At 67.9% G+C, this 15803-nt stretch carries 15 protein-coding genes; 10 read left to right on the forward strand and 5 right to left on the reverse strand.

Annotated features, from left to right (window positions below; all coding sequences use genetic code 11):
- Positions 1–4 precede the first annotated feature (4 nt).
- The 3 genes from dnaJ to ACO1BU_RS19535 all read right to left on the reverse strand — a co-directional run bounded on the left by dnaJ (position 5) and on the right by ACO1BU_RS19535 (position 4029).
- Positions 5–1153 carry a molecular chaperone DnaJ gene (gene dnaJ, locus ACO1BU_RS19525; RefSeq protein WP_424137672.1) on the reverse strand — a complete coding sequence of 383 codons (1149 nt, stop codon included), beginning with the start codon at positions 1151–1153 and terminating at the stop codon, positions 5–7.
- 165 nt (positions 1154–1318) lie between these two features.
- Positions 1319–3286, reverse strand: a complete 1968-nt coding sequence (gene dnaK, locus ACO1BU_RS19530) for a molecular chaperone DnaK (RefSeq protein ID WP_424137632.1) — start codon at positions 3284–3286, stop codon at positions 1319–1321.
- A gap of 167 nt (positions 3287–3453) precedes the next feature.
- Positions 3454–4029 carry a nucleotide exchange factor GrpE gene (locus tag ACO1BU_RS19535; RefSeq protein WP_424137633.1) on the reverse strand — a complete coding sequence of 192 codons (576 nt, stop codon included), beginning with the start codon at positions 4027–4029 and terminating at the stop codon, positions 3454–3456.
- Positions 4030–4296: 267 nt separating this feature from the next.
- Here ACO1BU_RS19535 and ACO1BU_RS19540 point away from each other — a divergent pair, with 267 nt between their 5' ends.
- The 8 genes from ACO1BU_RS19540 (at position 4297) to ACO1BU_RS19575 (ending at position 12270) form a co-directional block, all read left to right on the forward strand.
- A complete protein-coding gene (locus ACO1BU_RS19540) occupies positions 4297–4674 on the forward strand; it encodes a MarR family winged helix-turn-helix transcriptional regulator (RefSeq protein ID WP_424137634.1) in 378 nt (125 codons plus the stop codon).
- On the forward strand, positions 4671–5933 hold the full coding sequence (locus ACO1BU_RS19545) for a multidrug effflux MFS transporter (RefSeq protein ID WP_424137635.1): 1263 nt from the start codon (positions 4671–4673) through the stop codon (positions 5931–5933). Before ACO1BU_RS19540 ends, ACO1BU_RS19545 begins: the two co-directional genes overlap by 4 nt.
- An 83-nt stretch (positions 5934–6016) precedes the next feature.
- Complete coding sequence (gene hemH, locus ACO1BU_RS19550; protein WP_424137636.1) at positions 6017–7177, forward strand: ferrochelatase; 1161 nt, start codon at positions 6017–6019, stop codon at positions 7175–7177.
- Complete coding sequence (locus tag ACO1BU_RS19555) at positions 7114–7854, forward strand: HAD family hydrolase (protein WP_424137637.1); 741 nt, start codon at positions 7114–7116, stop codon at positions 7852–7854. The genes hemH and ACO1BU_RS19555 overlap by 64 nt, the downstream gene beginning before the upstream one ends.
- The gene (gene hemJ, locus ACO1BU_RS19560) at positions 7851–8303 is read left to right on the forward strand and encodes a protoporphyrinogen oxidase HemJ (RefSeq protein ID WP_424137638.1); all 453 of its coding nucleotides are present in this window, start codon (positions 7851–7853) and stop codon (positions 8301–8303) included. The genes ACO1BU_RS19555 and hemJ overlap by 4 nt, the downstream gene beginning before the upstream one ends.
- Positions 8304–8400: 97 nt before the next feature.
- On the forward strand, positions 8401–9300 hold the full coding sequence (locus ACO1BU_RS19565; protein WP_424137639.1) for an SMP-30/gluconolactonase/LRE family protein: 900 nt from the start codon (positions 8401–8403) through the stop codon (positions 9298–9300).
- A 251-nt stretch (positions 9301–9551) separates the two neighbouring features.
- Positions 9552–10826, forward strand: coding sequence for a transcription termination factor Rho (gene rho, locus ACO1BU_RS19570; RefSeq protein ID WP_424137640.1), 1275 nt, complete (start codon positions 9552–9554; stop codon positions 10824–10826).
- 703 nt (positions 10827–11529) lie between these two features.
- On the forward strand, positions 11530–12270 hold the full coding sequence (locus ACO1BU_RS19575; RefSeq protein WP_424137641.1) for a GNAT family N-acetyltransferase: 741 nt from the start codon (positions 11530–11532) through the stop codon (positions 12268–12270).
- Positions 12271–12372: 102 nt separating this feature from the next.
- Here ACO1BU_RS19575 and ACO1BU_RS19580 read toward each other — a convergent pair whose 3' ends face one another.
- Both ACO1BU_RS19580 and ACO1BU_RS19585 read right to left on the reverse strand, forming a co-directional pair.
- Complete coding sequence (locus ACO1BU_RS19580; protein WP_424137642.1) at positions 12373–13347, reverse strand: quinone oxidoreductase family protein; 975 nt, start codon at positions 13345–13347, stop codon at positions 12373–12375.
- Between the two features lie 9 nt (positions 13348–13356).
- Entirely contained in the window at positions 13357–13893 is a 537-nt protein-coding gene (locus ACO1BU_RS19585) for a methylated-DNA--[protein]-cysteine S-methyltransferase (RefSeq protein ID WP_424137643.1), read from the reverse strand.
- Positions 13894–14303: 410 nt separating this feature from the next.
- On the opposite strand from ACO1BU_RS19585, the gene ACO1BU_RS19590 reads away from it, so the two are divergent.
- Both ACO1BU_RS19590 and mnmE read left to right on the forward strand, forming a co-directional pair.
- Positions 14304–14456, forward strand: a complete 153-nt coding sequence (locus tag ACO1BU_RS19590; RefSeq protein ID WP_424137644.1) for a hypothetical protein — start codon at positions 14304–14306, stop codon at positions 14454–14456.
- Positions 14457–14477: 21 nt separating this feature from the next.
- A complete protein-coding gene (gene mnmE / locus ACO1BU_RS19595; protein ID WP_424137645.1) occupies positions 14478–15788 on the forward strand; it encodes a tRNA uridine-5-carboxymethylaminomethyl(34) synthesis GTPase MnmE in 1311 nt (436 codons plus the stop codon).
- Positions 15789–15803: the final 15 nt, after the last annotated feature.

The following is a 15803-nucleotide window of genomic DNA, read 5'->3' on the forward strand; positions in this document are numbered from 1 at the left end:
GCCTTTACCGCCCCAAGCCTTCCCAGAATTCCTTCACCCTGGAGAAGAAGCCCTCGCTTTCCGGGCTGGTGCGGCTGTTTTCCTCGGCCTCGGCCTCAAACTGCTCCAGCAGCTCGCGCTGCCTCGGGGTGAGGTTCTGCGGGGTTTCCACGGAAACCTGGACATACATGTCGCCGCGCGCTGCGCTGCGGAGGACGGAGAAGCCCTTGCCCCGCAAGCGGAACTGGTCGCCCGTCTGCGTACCCGAGGGGATGGCGACGCGGGCGCGGCCGCCATCGATGCTCGGCACCTCTACCGTTCCGCCCAAGGCCGCCTGGGTCATGCGGAGGGGGACACGGATGAAGATGTTGTTTCCCTCCCGCTGGAAGATCGGGTGAGGCTTGATGCCGATATCGACATAAAGGTCGCCTGGCGGGGCGCCACGCAGGCCCGCCTCGCCCTCGCCGGCCAGGCGGATGCGGGTGCCCTCCTCCACGCCGGCCGGGATCGTGACGTTGAGGTTGCGGTCCTTCTGCACGCGGCCGGCGCCCTGGCAGACCTTGCAGGGGTTCTTGATGATGCGGCCAGTGCCGCCGCAGGTCGGGCAGGTGCGCTCCACCAGGAAGAAGCCGGACTGCGCACGCACCTTGCCGGCGCCCTTACAGGTGCCGCAGCTCTCGGTCTGGGCCTTGCCGCCCTCCGCGCCGGTGCCCTGGCAGTTGTCGCAGGCGACGGCGGTGGGAACGCGGATCGTGCTCTTGGTGCCGGCGAAGGCTTCCTCGAGGGTGATCGTCACCTCGGTGCGGAGATCGGCGCCGCGGCCGCTGTTCTGGCCGCCACGGCCCCCACGGGCGCCGAGATTGCCGAACATCTGCTCGAAGATGTCCTCGAAGCCGCCGCCTGCGAAGCCGCCACCGAACGGATTGCCACCGCCACCCCCGCCGCCATTCTCGAAGGCGGCATGGCCATAGCGGTCATAGGCGGCACGCCTCTCCGGATCCTTGAGGACGTCGTAGGCCTCGTTGCACTCCTTGAACTTCGCCTCGGCGGTCTTGTCCCCGGGGTTGCGGTCCGGGTGGTACTGCATGGCGAGCTTGCGGAACGCCTTCTTGAGGGCGTCCTCATTGGCGTCCCGGGGAACGCCCAGCACGTCGTAATAGTCACGCTTGGCCATCGTGGTTCCCATGCGGGGCGGATCCGTGCCCTGTAGGGTTGCATCCAAAAGCTGTGCCGCCCAGCGGTTTTCCCGAAAGGCGGCCGAACGGAGGGCTGGACAGAAAAAGCGCCCGGCCCGCTTCTCGCGATGCCGGGCGCCTCATTGTCCTACCGCATGGGCCGGTCAGCCCTGCTTCTTCTTCGAGGGATCGACATCCTCGAACTCGGCGTCGACCACCTTGCCGTTCGGGTTGGCGTTGCTCGGGCCATTGGCGCCGGCCTCAGCCTCAGGCTGGGCCTGCGTCTCGGACTGCGCCTTGTACATCGCCTCACCGATCTTCATGGAGGCGGCGGAGAGACGTTCCCCGGCCGTCTTCATGGCCTCGGCATCATCACCCTCCAGCGCCGAGCGGGCAGCGGAGAGCGCGGCCTCGACCTCGCCCTTCTCGGCATCGGCGAGCTTGTCGCCGTTGTCCTTCAGGGCCTTCTCGGTCGAATGCACCAGGGCCTCGAGGTTGTTCTTCGCCTCGACGCTCTCGCGGCGGCGCTTGTCAGCCTCGGCATTCGCCTCGGCGTCCTTCACCATGCGCTCGATATCGGCATCCGACAGGCCGGAGCGGGCCTGGATCTTGATCTGCTGCTCCTTGCCCGTCGCCTTGTCCTTGGCGGACACGGAGACGATGCCGTTCGCATCGATGTCGAAGGTCACCTCGATCTGCGGCACGCCGCGCGGAGCGGGCGGGATGCCCTGCAGGTCGAAGTTGCCGAGCAGCTTGTTGTCGGCCGCCATCTCGCGCTCGCCCTGGTAGACCTTGATGGTCACGGCGGTCTGATTGTCATCAGCCGTGGAGAAGGTCTGGGACTTCTTCGTCGGGATGGTGGTGTTGCGGTCGATCAGCCGGGTGAACACACCGCCCAGCGTCTCGATGCCCAGCGACAGCGGGGTCACGTCGAGCAGCAGGACGTCCTTCACCTCGCCCTTCAGCACCGCGCCCTGGATCGCGGCGCCGATGGCGACGACCTCGTCCGGGTTCACGTTGCGGGCCGGCTCCTTGCCGAAGAAGGACTTCACGGCCTCGATGACCTTGGGCATGCGGGTCATACCGCCGACCAGGATCACTTCGTCGATCTCACCGGCGGTCAGGCCGGCATCCTTCAGCGCGTTCTTGCAGGGCTCGAGCGTGCGCTGGATCAGGTCGTCAACCAGGGCCTCCAGCTTCGCGCGGGTCAGCTGCAGCACCAAGTGCTTCGGGCCGGACGCGTCGGCGGTGATGAAGGGCAGGTTGATCTCGGTCTGCTTGGCCGAGGACAACTCGATCTTCGCCTTCTCCGCAGCCTCCTTCAGGCGCTGCAGGGCCAGCTTGTCGCCGCGCAGGTCGATGCCCTGCTCGCGCTTGAACTCGTCCGCAAGGTAATCAATCACCCGCTGGTCGAAGTCCTCACCGCCCAGGAAGGTGTCGCCATTGGTGGACTTCACCTCGAAGACGCCGTCGCCGATCTCGAGGATCGACACGTCGAAGGTGCCGCCGCCGAGGTCATAGACCGCGATGGTGCCGCCGTTCTTCTTGTCCAGGCCATAGGCGAGCGCCGCGGCCGTCGGCTCGTTGATGATGCGCAGGACCTCGAGGCCCGCGATCTTGCCGGCCTCCTTGGTGGCCTGGCGCTGGGCGTCGTTGAAGTAGGCGGGGACGGTGATGACGGCCTGCGTCACCTTGTCGCCGAGATAGGCCTCGGCCGTCTCCTTCATCTTGCCGAGGACATAGGCGCTGATCTGCTGCGGGGCCATCTTCTGGCCGCCGGCCTCGACCCAGGCGTCGCCATTGTCGGCGCGCACGATCTTGTAGGGAACGAGGTCGATGTCGCGCTTCACCGTCGGGTCTTCGAAGCGACGGCCGATCAGGCGCTTCACGGCGTAAAGCGTATCGGTGGGGTTCGTGACCGCCTGGCGCTTCGCGGCCTGGCCGACGAGGCGCTCGCCATTCTTGGCGAAGGCAACCATCGAGGGGGTGGTCCGGGCGCCCTCAGCGTTCTCGATCACCTTGGTGTCGCCGCCTTCCATGATGGCGACGCAGGAATTGGTGGTGCCGAGGTCGATACCGATGACCTTGCTCATCCGTTCACTCTCCTTTGCGGCGGCCGGGGCACGGCCCATGATCAGGCGCCGTGCGCGGCCCCATTGTTCAGTCGGATGGGGGTTGGGGGACGGGCTTGTCCCGTCGGCTCCCGATGTATTCAGGGGCGGGCGGCGCGACAAGACCCTGAGGCTGAATCAAAAAGGTTATGGAAGGCCGGGGAAATCGTTTTGCCCCGGCCATTCCCTCAGCCCTTCCCCGCCACCACCACCATGGCCGGCTTCAGCAGCCGCCCGTTGATGGTCCAGGCCGGGGTCCAGGCCGTGATGACGGTGCCGGGCTCCATGCCTTCCGGCGCGGGCTGCTCGGCCATGGCCTGGTGCAGCTCGGGGTCGAAGGGCTTGCCAGTGGGGTTCTCGGCCTTCACGCCATGGCGCTCCAGCATGGCCAGGAAGGCGCGCTCAACGCCCTCGAAGCCGCCGCGGAGCTTGGTGATGGCGCTGTCCTCATCCTCCTTCGGCGCGGGCAGGGCGTCGAGGCCGCGGCGGAGGTTCTCGGCGGCATCCGCCACATCGCGGGCGAATTTGGTCACCGCGTAGTTGCGGGCGTCCTCCAGCTCGCGCTTGTGGCGGGCGCGGAGGTTCTGCATCTCGGCCTCGGCGCGCAGCCACTTGTCGCGCATTTCATTGAGCTGGGCGGCAAGATCGGGGGCGGAGGCCGGGGCTTCGCTAACGGTGGCGTCGGGGGCGGGACCGTCCGGCATGAACGCGGCGTTCGGCTGGGCGTCGGTCTCGGGCTTGGCTTCGTTCGGGGTATCGCTCATCGGGCGGATCTGATCTTTCCTGGCCAGGAATGGTGGGCCTTTCGGCACTTCACCTAGGGGGCGAGGGGCCCTGGGGCAAGTTGCGGGTGTCCAGCGTTGCCGAGGGCGGGGCCGCCATGCGGGCCTGGCATGTTGCGGCGCACCAAATTGATGACTTACCATCGATTGGTATCACATCGTTCTGGCACGGACATGGCGGCTTCCTCTTCCAGCCGGGTCACCCTCCCCACCGTCATCTCCGCCACGGCGCGGCAGTAGCGGCGGGCGTTGGACCGGCGGCTGCAACCCTTTGGACTGTCGGAGGCGACCTGGCTGCCGCTGGTGCGCCTGGCCCGGGCGCAGGCGCCGATGCGGCAGAAGGACCTGGCGCTCTCCCTTTCGCTCGACGGTTCCTCGGTGGTTCGGCTGCTGGATGCGCTGCAGGAAGCCGGGCTGATCGAGCGACGGGAGGATGCCGACCGCCGGGCGAAGGCAATCCTGCTGACCGAGGCCGGGCGCGCCACGGTGGAGCGGGTGGATGCCGTTTCCGCCCGGGTGCGGGACGAGGCGATGAGCGGGTTGTCCGACGAGGAGATTGCAATGGCGCACCGGGTGATCAGCCATATCCTCAGCCGACTGGCCGAAGCCGATGGGGTCGTGCCGTGAACGCCGTTCTGAAGGCGCAGGCGGACGCCCCGGCTGCCACGGCCCCCGCCGCCAGCGGCACGGACGCCGAGCAGGCGCCGCGCCCACGGGTGCCGCTCTGGCTTCTGGCGCTGATCACCTTCAGCGGCACGGTGGGCATGTACATCTTCGTGCCGGCGCTTTCCCAGGCCGCCCAGGCCCTGGATGCCACCACCGGCGCGATGCAGCTGACCATCAGCCTCTATGTGCTGGGGCTTGCGGTCGGGCAGCCGATCTACGGGCCGCTGGCAGACCGGTTTGGCCGGCGGCCAGTGCTGATGGGCGGGCTGCTTCTCTACACCCTGTCAGGGCTGGCGACCTTGCTGGCGATGAATGCCGGTACGCTGATCATCGCCCGGCTGTTCCAGGCGCTGGGGGGCTGTTCCGGCGTGGTGCTGGGGCGCGCCATCGTGCGCGACACCGCGGGACCGAAGGAGGCGGCGCAGCGGCTGGCGCTGCTGAACGTGATGGTGACGGTGGGGCCCGGGCTGGCACCGCTGGTCGGCACGGCCATCGTGGAGACGGCAGGCTGGCACTTCGTGCTCGTGGCGCTGTGCCTGCTGGGGGCGGCAAACCTCGTCTTCACCTGGCGCATGCTGCCGGAAACCGGGCGGAGCACGGCGGGCGTCTCCTCCGCCTCGATCCTGCAGGACTACCTGCGGCTCCTCCGCTCGCCGGTCTTCCTGGGCTATTCCATCTGCGGCGGCTGCGTGACGACGGCGGCCTACGCCTTCTTCAGCTCGGCGCCCTTCATCTTCCACGATCTCGGGCGGCCGCCGCATGAGGCCGGGATCTATCTGACCGTCCTCGTCGTCGGCATCTCCATCGGCAATGCGCTGGCCAGCCGGCTGATCGGGCGTATGCAGATCGACCGAGTGCTGGCCTGGGCGAGCCTGATGGGCGTCGTGGCGGTCTTCGTGCTGCTTGGCGTGGTGCTGGCGGGGAAGCTGACCGTGGCGATCGCGGTCGGAACGATGTTCGTCTTCACTCTTGGAGTCGGCATCGCCGGGCCCTCTGCCCTGGCGCAGGCCATCAGCCTCAACCCGCGCGTGACCGGCTCGGCCTCGGGGATCTACGGCTTCATCCAGATGGCGGTGGGCTCGATCTGCTCGGCGCTAGCGGGGCTGGGGTCGAACGCGGCGTTGTCGGCGGCGCTGGTGCTGGCCGGGGCAGGAATCGTGGGGCAGGTGGCGTTCCGGACCGCGTTGTACGGCAAGAAGCGGGTCGTGGCGGCGGAGTGAGGCTGCCCCGCCATCGCGGATACGAACCCGTGTCACGCGATGAGCCCTTGACCCCCGCCCGGGCGGTGGCATCTGGCGTGCACATGACCATGACCGCCGATACGCCTGCCAATCCGGCCGGGCTTGCTTCCCCTGACAGGCCGAAGGACCGGCGGAAGCTGGCGGTGGTGCTGTTCAACCTGGGCGGGCCGGACAGGCCGGAGGCGGTGCGGCCCTTCCTGGTGAACCTCTTCACCGATCCGGCGATCCTGCGCTTCCCGGCCTTCATCCGGCAGCCCTTGGGGCGGCTGATCGCGGCCCGGCGGACGAAGGCGGCGAGCGAGAACTACGCCATCCTCGGCGGCAAGTCGCCGCTGCGCGAGCTGACAGAGGAGCAAGGGCGGGCGCTGGAGGGCGTGCTGACCGGTGAGGGGGTGGAGGCGCGCTGCTTCGTGGCAATGCGCTACTGGCATCCCTTCACCGAGGCGGCGGCTGGCGAGGTGAAGGCCTGGGGACCGGACGAGGTCCTGCTGCTGCCGCTCTATCCGCAATTCAGCACGACGACGACGGGAAGCAGCCTGGGGGCGTGGCATACCGCGGCGGCGAAGGCAGGGCTGGCAGCGCCGACGACCACTCTGTGCTGCTGGCATTCCGATGAGGGCTTCGCGGAGGCCACAGCCGCCATCGTCCGGCGGGCCTGGGACGAGGCGCGGGCCAAGGTGCCGGAAGGAACCAGGCTGCGGCTGCTGTTCAGCGCGCATGGGCTTCCAGAGAAGATCGTGAAGGCCGGCGATCCCTATCAATGGCAGGTGGAGCGGAGCGTCGCCGCCGTGGTGGAGGCGCTGGACCTGCCGGGGCTTGACCACGCACTGTGCTACCAGTCCCGCGTGACGCCGCAGAAATGGTTAGGGCCGAGCGCGGAGGAGGAGATCGCCCGCGCGGGCACCGAGGGTGTAGCGCTTCTGGTCTGCCCGATCGCCTTTGTGTCAGAACATTCGGAGACGCTGGTGGAGCTGGACGTGGAGTATCGCGAGCTGGCGCACCAGAAGGGCGTGCCCGGCTATTTCCGGGTGCCGGCGCAGAACAGCGACCCGGCCTTTATCCGGGCTTTGGCGACGCTGGTGCAACGGGTGCGCGGGGAGACGCGCGGGTCTCGTGACGCGGCAGGGGGTAAGCTCTGTTCCTTCGCGGGGGGGCGGCAATGCCCGAAGGCGCATTCCGGCTGCCCGCATGGGGCGGCGCAGCCGATGCGGGTGGCGGCGTGATGCGCCCGGCGGCGGTGCTGTTCGACTGCGACGGGGTCCTGGCCGATAGCGAGGCGGTGGCGAATGGCTCCATTGCCGAGGACCTGACCGAGCGGGGTTGGCCGATGACCATGGAGGCGGCCAAGGAGACCTTCATGGGCACGGCGCTGCCCGACATCATGGCGGCCGTGGAGCGGCAGCTCGGGCGTCCATTGCCGCCGGACTGGTCCCGGCAGATCGTGGCGCGGATCGTGGGCAAGTACCGGGCCGGGATCCTGGACGCTATTCCCGGTGCGCAGGGCGCCGTCGAGGCGGTAGCCGCGGCAGGCATCCCGATGGCGGTCGCCTCTAACTCCGGCCGTGACGAGCTGCGGACCAAGGCGGGAATCCTGCCCTTCTTTCACCACTTCCAGGGCCGGTTGCTGAGCTTTGAGGATGTGGCGCGGCCAAAGCCCTATCCGGACCTCTACATCGCTGCCGCGAAGCTCTGCGGGGCTGATCCGAGGGACTGCGTGGTGATCGAGGACAGCGTGGCGGGGGCGCGGGCCGGGGTGGCCGCCGGCTGCCGCGTGCTGGGCTTTGCGCATGAGACGCCGGCGCTGGACCTGCTGGAGGCGGGAGCGGCGGAGACCTTCGCCGACCATTCGGCCCTGCCGAGGCTGCTGGGGATCGCCCCCGTGCGGAACCTGATCCCGTGACGATTCCCTGGCTGGCGAATCTCTATCCCTGGACCAAGGCGCTGCACCTGATCTCGGTCTTCGCCTGGATGGCCGGCATGTTCTACCTGCCTCGGCTGTTCGTCTATCACTCCACCGTGCCGGTGGGGAGCGAGCCTTCCGAGATGTTCAAGGTGATGGAGCGGCGCTTGCTGCGGGCCATCATCAACCCCGCCATGGGCGCGGCCTGGCTGTTCGGGATTACCCTGGTGCTGACACCGGGCGTCGTCGATTGGGGCGCGGGCTGGTGGTACGGGAAGATGGCGGGATTCCTGGGGATGAGCGCGATGCACGGGCACCTGTCCGCCGCCCGGAAGCGGTTCGAGGCGGATGAGCGGCCAAAGAGCGAGCGGTACTGGCGGGCGGCGAATGAGGTGCCGACGGTCCTGCTGGTGCTGATCGTGGTGATGGTGATCGTCCGGCCCTTCTGAGGGAAATGCCCGGGGAATTCGCCCTTCCGGTTTATCTCGTGGCAACCTGCTCCGGCGGCTCACGCTATCCCGGCGCCTTCCGGGGAGATGTCGAGCCATGGTCGAGGTCACGCGCGTCCTGACGGCCGGTGCCTTGAATGGTGAGGGACCAAGCTGGTGTTCCGAGCGCGGCCGGCTGTTCTGGATCGATGTCCGCGCCGCCACCCTGCATCTGTTCGATCCAGCTACGGGCCAGGATGAGTGCTGGGCGATGCCGGCCTGGATCGGGGCCTATGGGCTGACCGAAGGCGGCGCGCTGGTCGCGCTGCGCACCGGGCTGTACCGCTTCGAGCTGGCGACCGGCGCGCTGGATTTTCTCGCACCCTCGCCCTGCGATCCGCGCCGCTTCTTCCTTAACGATGGCACCTGCGACCCGGCGGGACGCTTCCTGGTGGGCGCGATGTATGAGCCGCTCGCACCGGGGGAACGGCAGGCCGATGCGCCGCACGCCGCGCCCCTGTGGCGGTATGATGGGGCAGGGGGCTGGGAGGGGCTGACCGATCCTGTGTCGGTCAGCAACGGCCTGGCCTGGAGCCCGGATGGCCGGACCATGTACCACGCGGACACGAAGCAGCGCCTGATCTGGGCCTATAACTACGACCCGCCGAGCGGGGCGGTCGGGGGCAAGCGGGTCTTCGCGCGTGTGGAGGAAGGGGACGGGCCGGACGGCGCGGCGGTGGACCGGGATGGCTTCTATTGGTGCGCGGTGTTCGGTGGGGGCTGCCTGCTGCGCTTTGATCCGGCGGGGCGGCTGGAGCGCCGGGTTCCCGTGCCGGCTCGCTATCCAACCATGCCGGCCTTTGGCGGCGCGGATCTTGGCACGGTGTTTGTCACCTCGGCAAACAACCCGCTCCCCCCTGAGGAGCGGCTGCGGCATCCGGATGAGGGCGCGCTGTTTGCCTTTCCTGCGCCGGTGCCGGGCCTGCCGGCCCGGCTCGCGAAGCCGGTGCCCCGATAGACGGTCCGGCCGGAAATGATGCCCTTCACAGCTACCTTGATTTTGCGAGAATTTTTCCCAACTACCCGCTTGACGTACGGCTGATCAGCCTTTTAGGGTCGGCGCCGGTGCAGGGCCGCGGATTCCCGCCGGCCGCCACCCCCCGTGCATCGCCATCGGAATCCCGCCTCCCCGGCGGAGGAGCCTTAACGGCTTCGATCCAGGTTCCGCGCACCCTTCCCCTTCGGCCCCGCCGATCGAGACCATTCCGAATGCACCTTTCCGAACTGAAGGTTAAGAGCCCGGGCGAACTGCTCGCCTTTGCGGAGCAGGTGGGCGTCGAGAACGCCTCCTCGCTCCGTAAACAAGATACGATGTTCGCCATCCTCAAGCAGCTCGCCGAGAACGACCAGGCGATCTACGGGGATGGCACGCTGGAAATCCTTTCCGATGGCTTCGGGTATCTACGGAACCCGCAATCGAACTTCCTGCCGGGGCCGGACGATATCTATGTCTCGCCGGCGCAGGTCCGCCGCTTCGCCCTGCGGACCGGCGACACGGTCGAGGGCCAGATCCGGGCGCCGAAGGATGGCGAGCGCTACTTCGCGCTGCTGAAGGTTAACACGGTGAATTTCGAGCCGCCCGAGGCGGTTCGGCACCGGGTGAACTTCGACAATCTGACGCCGCTCTATCCGACCCGCCGCTTGCGGATGGAGAACCCGGAAGTCGAGAGTGTCGGGAAGGGGCCGACCAAGGACTACACGCACCGGGTGATCGATCTGGTGGCGCCGATCGGCATGGGGCAGCGCGCCCTGATCGTGGCGCCTCCGCGTACCGGCAAGACGGTGATGCTGCAGAACATCGCCAAGTCCATTTCCGCCAACCACCCCGACGTTTTCCTCATGGTGCTGCTGATCGACGAGCGGCCGGAGGAAGTGACGGATATGGCGCGCACAGTGCGCGGCGAGGTGGTCGCCTCCACCTTTGATGAGCCGGCCACCCGCCACGTGCAGGTGACGGAAATGGTGCTGGAGAAGGCGAAGCGCCTGGTCGAGCATAAGCGGGATGTGGTGATCCTGCTGGACTCCATCACGCGCCTGGGCCGTGCCTACAACTCCGTCGTGCCCTCCTCGGGCAAGGTGCTGACGGGTGGTGTGGATGCCAATGCGCTGCAGCGCCCGAAGCGCTTCTTCGGCGCGGCGCGCAACATCGAGGAAGGCGGCTCGCTGACCATCATCGCGACGGCGCTGATCGACACCGGCAGCCGCATGGACGAGGTGATCTTCGAAGAGTTCAAGGGCACCGGTAATTCGGAGCTCATCCTGGACCGCAAGCTTTCGGACAAGCGCGTCTTCCCGGCGATCGACATCACCAAGTCCGGCACCCGCAAGGAAGAAGTGCTGGTGGACCGCGCGGAGCTGTCGAAAATGTGGGTGCTGCGGCGCATCCTAAATCCAATGGGCACGCAGGATGCGATGGAGTTCCTGCTCGACAAGCTGAAGTACAGCAAGACGAACCAGGATTTCTTCGACGCGATGAACACCTGAAAGGGATGGCTGTTGCGGGCAGAGGTTCGCCTTAGACCTGCACCGGCTCTCGTATACAGAAAGGGCCTGCCCCGCATTCGGGGCAGGCCCTTATTTCATGCGGCTTGCTCGAGCTCAGCCGCCAGAACCACCGCCAGAACCACCACCCGAACCGCCCTGGCCAGACGGGTTCTGAACGCCGGGAGAGCCAGCCTGCGGGCTAGGAGGACCGCCAGCCGTCCCCATTGGGGCGGCAGGCACGGCCGATGCGCCCGGGGAACCAGCACCCTGGTCGCGGGTCATGCCGCTGGGGTGCTGCGTCGTGGGCGCAGTGGTAACCGTGCCAGGCGCACCGGGAGACTGGGCCAGGGCGGAGCCGGCAAGCGGGCCAACCGCGAGAGCAAGGGCGAGAGCGAGACTGGTCTTCTTCATTCGTGTATCTCCTAAACCGCAAGGTCTGCGGGCAACCAACGCGGCCTTCTGACGCCGGTTGCGTAGGACATTGCGTCGCGGAAAGGTCCGCAGCACCCTTACGGGCTTTCCCGCAGCCGTTTCCATGTTTCGGGGTTACCTATCGGAGCCCGCGGAACCTGCCCGCCGGATCTGCCAAGCATGGGCAGACCCGGGTAAATCCAGGCGATCGCGACGGCAGACGATGGCCCGGTCGCAAGCCAGTGGGGTGTGCAGGATGCGGTACGGGGACGGGACCGGAGCAGCAGGCCGGATGAGTGCGCTTCCGGATATCGCCCTGCTGGAACGGGCAGCACTGAACGCCGTTCCTGCGCCGCGCGTGGCCTGGGATGGCCCCTTTGTGGTGCGGGCCTTCCTCAATGGCACAGGGCGAGCGAATGCGGCCTGCTCGCTGGACCCGGCACCCGATCAGGAACTGTTGGCGCGGGTGAAGCGGGTCGAGGAGCATTACACCCGGTTGGGCCTTCCTTGCCGGTTCCGCTCCACACCGCTGGACCCACCGGGGCTGGTGCCGCTGCTGGAGGCGCGTGGCTACCGGGAAGCCGAGGGCGCATTGGTGATGACCGCTTCGGTGCTGCCAATGGCAGATGCGGCGGTCCATTGGTGCGATGGGCCGGATGAGGAATGGCTCTCAGTTCTGGCGACGGCCGAATATCAGGGCATGGCACGCCGTGCGGAGAAGGCTGGTGCCGTGCCGCTATTCGCGCGCCCGGCGACCTGGCTCGTGATACGGGACGGGGGGATGGCCGCCGCATGCGGCCATGCCGTCGCAGATGGCGGGCTTTGCGGGCTTTTCGACTTGGCCGTGCGCCCCGAATTCCGGCGGCGCGGGCTGGGGCGGCGCCTATTGGCGGCCCTGGCTGGCTGGGGAGCCGCACGGGGCGCGGGGCTGTGCTGGCTTCAGGTGGCGCCCGGCAATGCCGGGGCGCGGCGGATCTATGAGGCGGCCGGCTTCGTTGAGCGCTACCGATACCGATACTTCCTTCGGGATTAGGCGCGGAGCATCACCGGGCTGCCCGTGTTGGTGACCGATGCAGTCATAAGACCCGCCCACGGCAAGATTTCGGCCTTTGCAGCTCTCGCCTGGGACGAAAAATCAGGGCAGCAATATGGAGCTTCCCGTGGTTCTTCTGGCCTCAAGGTCCCGATGCGCTGCGGAGGCTTCGCGGAGAGGGTAGGTCTGGTTGACCTCGATCTTCACCTCGCCGCTGCGGACCACCGCGAAAAGATCCTCTGACATCGCGAGCAGATCGGCGCGCTTCGCGGTGTGGGTGGCAAGGGTCGGGCGGGTGACGAAGAGGCTGCCCTTAGCGGCAAGAACGCCGAGATCCACGCCTGTGACCGGGCCTGAGGCATTGCCGAATGAGACGAGAAGGCCAAAGGGAGCCAGGCAGTCGAGCGAGGCGGCGAAGGTGTCGCGGCCGATGCTGTCATAAACGACGGGCAGGCGGGCGCCACGGGTGATTTCGCTGACCCGGGCGGCGAGATCCTCGCCCTGGAGGATGACATGGTCGCAGCCATGGGCGCGGGCAATGTCGGCCTTCGCCTCAGTGCCGACGGTGCCGATGACAGTGGCCCCGAGCGCCTTGGCCCATTGGCTCAGGATGAGTCCCACGCCGCCAGCTGCCGCATGGATAAGGATCGTCTCGCCAGCCTGAACCTTGTAGGTCCGGCGGAGCAGATACTGGGCGGTGAGGCCCTGCAGCATCATCGCGGCTGCGGTCTGGGACGGAATGTCGTCAGGCAGTTTCACCAGGATGTCGGCCCGGATGGTGCGGGCCTGGGAATAGGCGCCGATCGGACCCATAGCGTAGGCGACCCGGTCGCCGGGTTTGAGATCCTCGACGCCCTCGCCAACCGCCTCGACCACACCGGCCGCTTCCATGCCAATAACGGCGGGGAGGGAGGGCACCTTGTAGAGGCCCGTTCGGAAGTAGATGTCGATGAAGTTCAGGCCTACGGCGTCGTGCCGGACCAGGGCTTCACCGGGCTTGGGACTGGGAAGGGGAACCTCCTCCCAGACCAGCTTCTCCGGGCCGCCAGGCTCGTGCAGGCGGATGGCGTGGTTCATGGCCGCTTCCTAGCTCGGATCCGGGCGCGTGGGCGCGCGCGGCATGGGCGGGGGGATAACAGGGTCGTCCAGCAGGTCGGGGCTGGCAGGATCGGGGCGGCGGGTGCGGCGTTCCAGGGCGAGGAGCCAGCGCTTGGTCGCGATGCCGCCCTCCCCAGAATAACCGCCGATCGTGCCGCCGGCGCCGATCACGCGATGACAGGGGATAATGATAGGAATCGGATTGGCGCCGTTGGCACCACCGATCGCGCGTGAGGCGGTGCCGAGCTGCCGGGCAAGCTCGGCATAGGTGCAGGTCTCGCCATGGGGAATCGCCTGCAATGCTTGCCAGACGCGCTGGCGGAAGGAACTGCCCATCGGCTTCAGAGGCAGGTCGAAGCTGGTACGTAAGCCGTCCATGTAGTCCTGCAGCTGGTCGGCTGCGCGCCGCAGCAGGGGCGTCTCCTCGCGGTCGCGCCCCTGGCCCCAATCAAGGGCCACGATGGCACCGTCCTCCTCGGACAGGGTGATGGGGCCGAGCGGCGTGTGAAGGAAGATCTGGGGCATGGGTCTGGCCGGAGGCATTCGTCCGTCCAGCCGGGCCTCACGTCAAGCACCGGGTTTAACGCAGTACGTTCGTAGACGAATGATCCTCCCTCGATCTGGGCGGGCACTGGCTCTACACTCGCCGGATACCGGGCCGCCTTCGTCCTCCTTCTCCGGGATTCCGAGCCTTGTCCAAGCAAGTACCACTGTCTGTTTCACGTGAAACGCAACCCGATCCGCCGCTCTGGTTCGACGTGCATCTCTTCGTGTGCACGAACCGGCGGCCGAATGGACACCGTCGGGGATCCTGTGCCGGCCGCGGAAGCGAGCCCCTGCGGGATTATCTGAAAGCCCGGGCTAAGGAGCTGGGACTGCGGTATGTCCGGGTGAACACCTCCGGCTGCCTGGACCGCTGCGAATTCGGGCCAGTGATGGTCATCTACCCCGAGGGGGTCTGGTACCGCTACGACACGCGCGAGGATCTGGACGAGATCCTGACCGTGCATGTGCGCGACAAGGGCCGGGTTCGGCGGTTGATGCTGACGGAGCTGCACGTGGCACCCAAGACGCCTTCCCAGGCCTGATACACGCCCTAACTCTTCTCCATGGACACGATCTTCGCGCTGGCGACGGCGCCGGGGCGGGCAGCGATCGCCGTGATGCGGCTGTCAGGGCCGGAGAGCGGGAGGATTCTGGCCACGCTCTGCGGCCGCCTGCCGCCGTCACGGCGTGCCTCGGTGCGGCGGCTGCGGGATATGGCAGGCACGGTGCTGGACGAGGCGCTGGTGCTCTGGATGCCAGGGCCGCGGTCTTACACAGGAGAGGATTCGGCGGAATTACACCTCCATGGCGGGGGTGCCGTGATCGCCGGGGTGGGCGCGGCGCTTGTGGCTGCGGGGGCAAGGCCGGCGGAACCGGGCGAGTTCACCCGCCGCGCCGTTCTGAACGGCCGGATGGACTTGACGGCCGCCGAAGGCGTGATCGATCTCATTGAGGCAGAAACGGCCGCGCAGGCGTCGCAGGCGCTGCGCCTCGCGGGTGGTGGTCTGGCCTCGCTCTGCGATGGCTGGGCGGAGCGGCTGACCGCCCTGCTGGCCCGCCAGGAAGCCCTGATCGATTTCGAGGGTGAGGGTCTGCCCCAGACGCTGGAACGGCAGGTCCGGGATAGCGTGGTTGTACTGGCCCGGGAGATCGAGGCACGCCTGACCGAGGACGCCGGTGGCGAGCGGGTGCGTGCCGGGCTGGACATCGCCATCCTCGGTCCGCCGAATGCCGGGAAGTCATCGCTGCTGAATGCCCTGGTCGGGCGGGAGGCCGCGATCGTCTCCGCACGGGCCGGGACGACGCGCGACATCGTGGAGGCCCGGATGGTGCTCGCCGGACTGCCAGCCACGCTGGCGGATACGGCGGGGCTCCGGGAAGCCGGGGATGAGATCGAGGCCGAGGGGGTGAGGCGCGCCCTGAAGCGCGGTGAGGCAGCGGACATCGTGATTGCCGTGCTGGCTCCGGATCTGGCACCCGATCCTGCAACGCTGGATTTGATCAGACGGCGGCCCTGTGTCCTGGTCGCCGGCAAGGCTGATCTGGGGGAGCCTGCGGGACCAGGCATGCCGGATGGCGCGCTGCCGATTTCCGCGCGGACCGGTGTGGGGCTGGCTGCGCTGCGGGCGCGGCTGGAGGAGGAGGCACGGCGGCTCGTCCCCACCGCGCAAACCGCGCTGCTGACCCGGCCGCGGCACCGGGCGGCCCTGCGGGACACGCTTGGCTGGCTGGAGGAGGCGGAACGGGCCACCCTGCCGGAGCTGCGGGCCGATGCCCTGCGAGAGGCGCTGCGAGCCTTGGGGCGGCTGACCGGGCGAGTCGGGGCAGAGGCAATTCTGGACCGTGTCTTCGCGGAGTTCTGCTTGGGGAAGTGACCCCGAGGCGCCACG

The organism is Roseomonas chloroacetimidivorans (assembly GCF_049629625.1).
In the GTDB taxonomy this organism is placed as follows: domain Bacteria; phylum Pseudomonadota; class Alphaproteobacteria; order Acetobacterales; family Acetobacteraceae; genus Roseomonas; species Roseomonas chloroacetimidivorans.

Bases quoted from the DNA above. Each gene is read 5' to 3' on its own strand.
- hemH (WP_424137636.1), top strand. From the start codon at position 6,017: ATGACCATGACCGCCGATACGCCTGCCAATCCGGCCGGGCTTGCTTCC.
- mnmE (WP_424137645.1), top strand. From the start codon at position 14,478: ATGGACACGATCTTCGCGCTGGCGACGGCGCCGGGGCGGGCAGCGATC.
- ACO1BU_RS19555 (WP_424137637.1), top strand. From the start codon at position 7,114: ATGCCCGAAGGCGCATTCCGGCTGCCCGCATGGGGCGGCGCAGCCGAT.
- ACO1BU_RS19580 (WP_424137642.1), bottom strand. From the start codon at position 13,347: ATGAACCACGCCATCCGCCTGCACGAGCCTGGCGGCCCGGAGAAGCTG.
- ACO1BU_RS19585 (WP_424137643.1), bottom strand. From the start codon at position 13,893: ATGCCCCAGATCTTCCTTCACACGCCGCTCGGCCCCATCACCCTGTCC.
- rho (WP_424137640.1), top strand. From the start codon at position 9,552: ATGCACCTTTCCGAACTGAAGGTTAAGAGCCCGGGCGAACTGCTCGCC.
- dnaJ (WP_424137672.1), bottom strand. From the start codon at position 1,153: ATGGCCAAGCGTGACTATTACGACGTGCTGGGCGTTCCCCGGGACGCC.
- ACO1BU_RS19575 (WP_424137641.1), top strand. From the start codon at position 11,530: ATGAGTGCGCTTCCGGATATCGCCCTGCTGGAACGGGCAGCACTGAAC.
- ACO1BU_RS19535 (WP_424137633.1), bottom strand. From the start codon at position 4,029: ATGAGCGATACCCCGAACGAAGCCAAGCCCGAGACCGACGCCCAGCCG.
- ACO1BU_RS19565 (WP_424137639.1), top strand. From the start codon at position 8,401: ATGGTCGAGGTCACGCGCGTCCTGACGGCCGGTGCCTTGAATGGTGAG.
- dnaK (WP_424137632.1), bottom strand. From the start codon at position 3,286: ATGGGCCGTGCCCCGGCCGCCGCAAAGGAGAGTGAACGGATGAGCAAG.
- ACO1BU_RS19590 (WP_424137644.1), top strand. From the start codon at position 14,304: ATGGTCATCTACCCCGAGGGGGTCTGGTACCGCTACGACACGCGCGAG.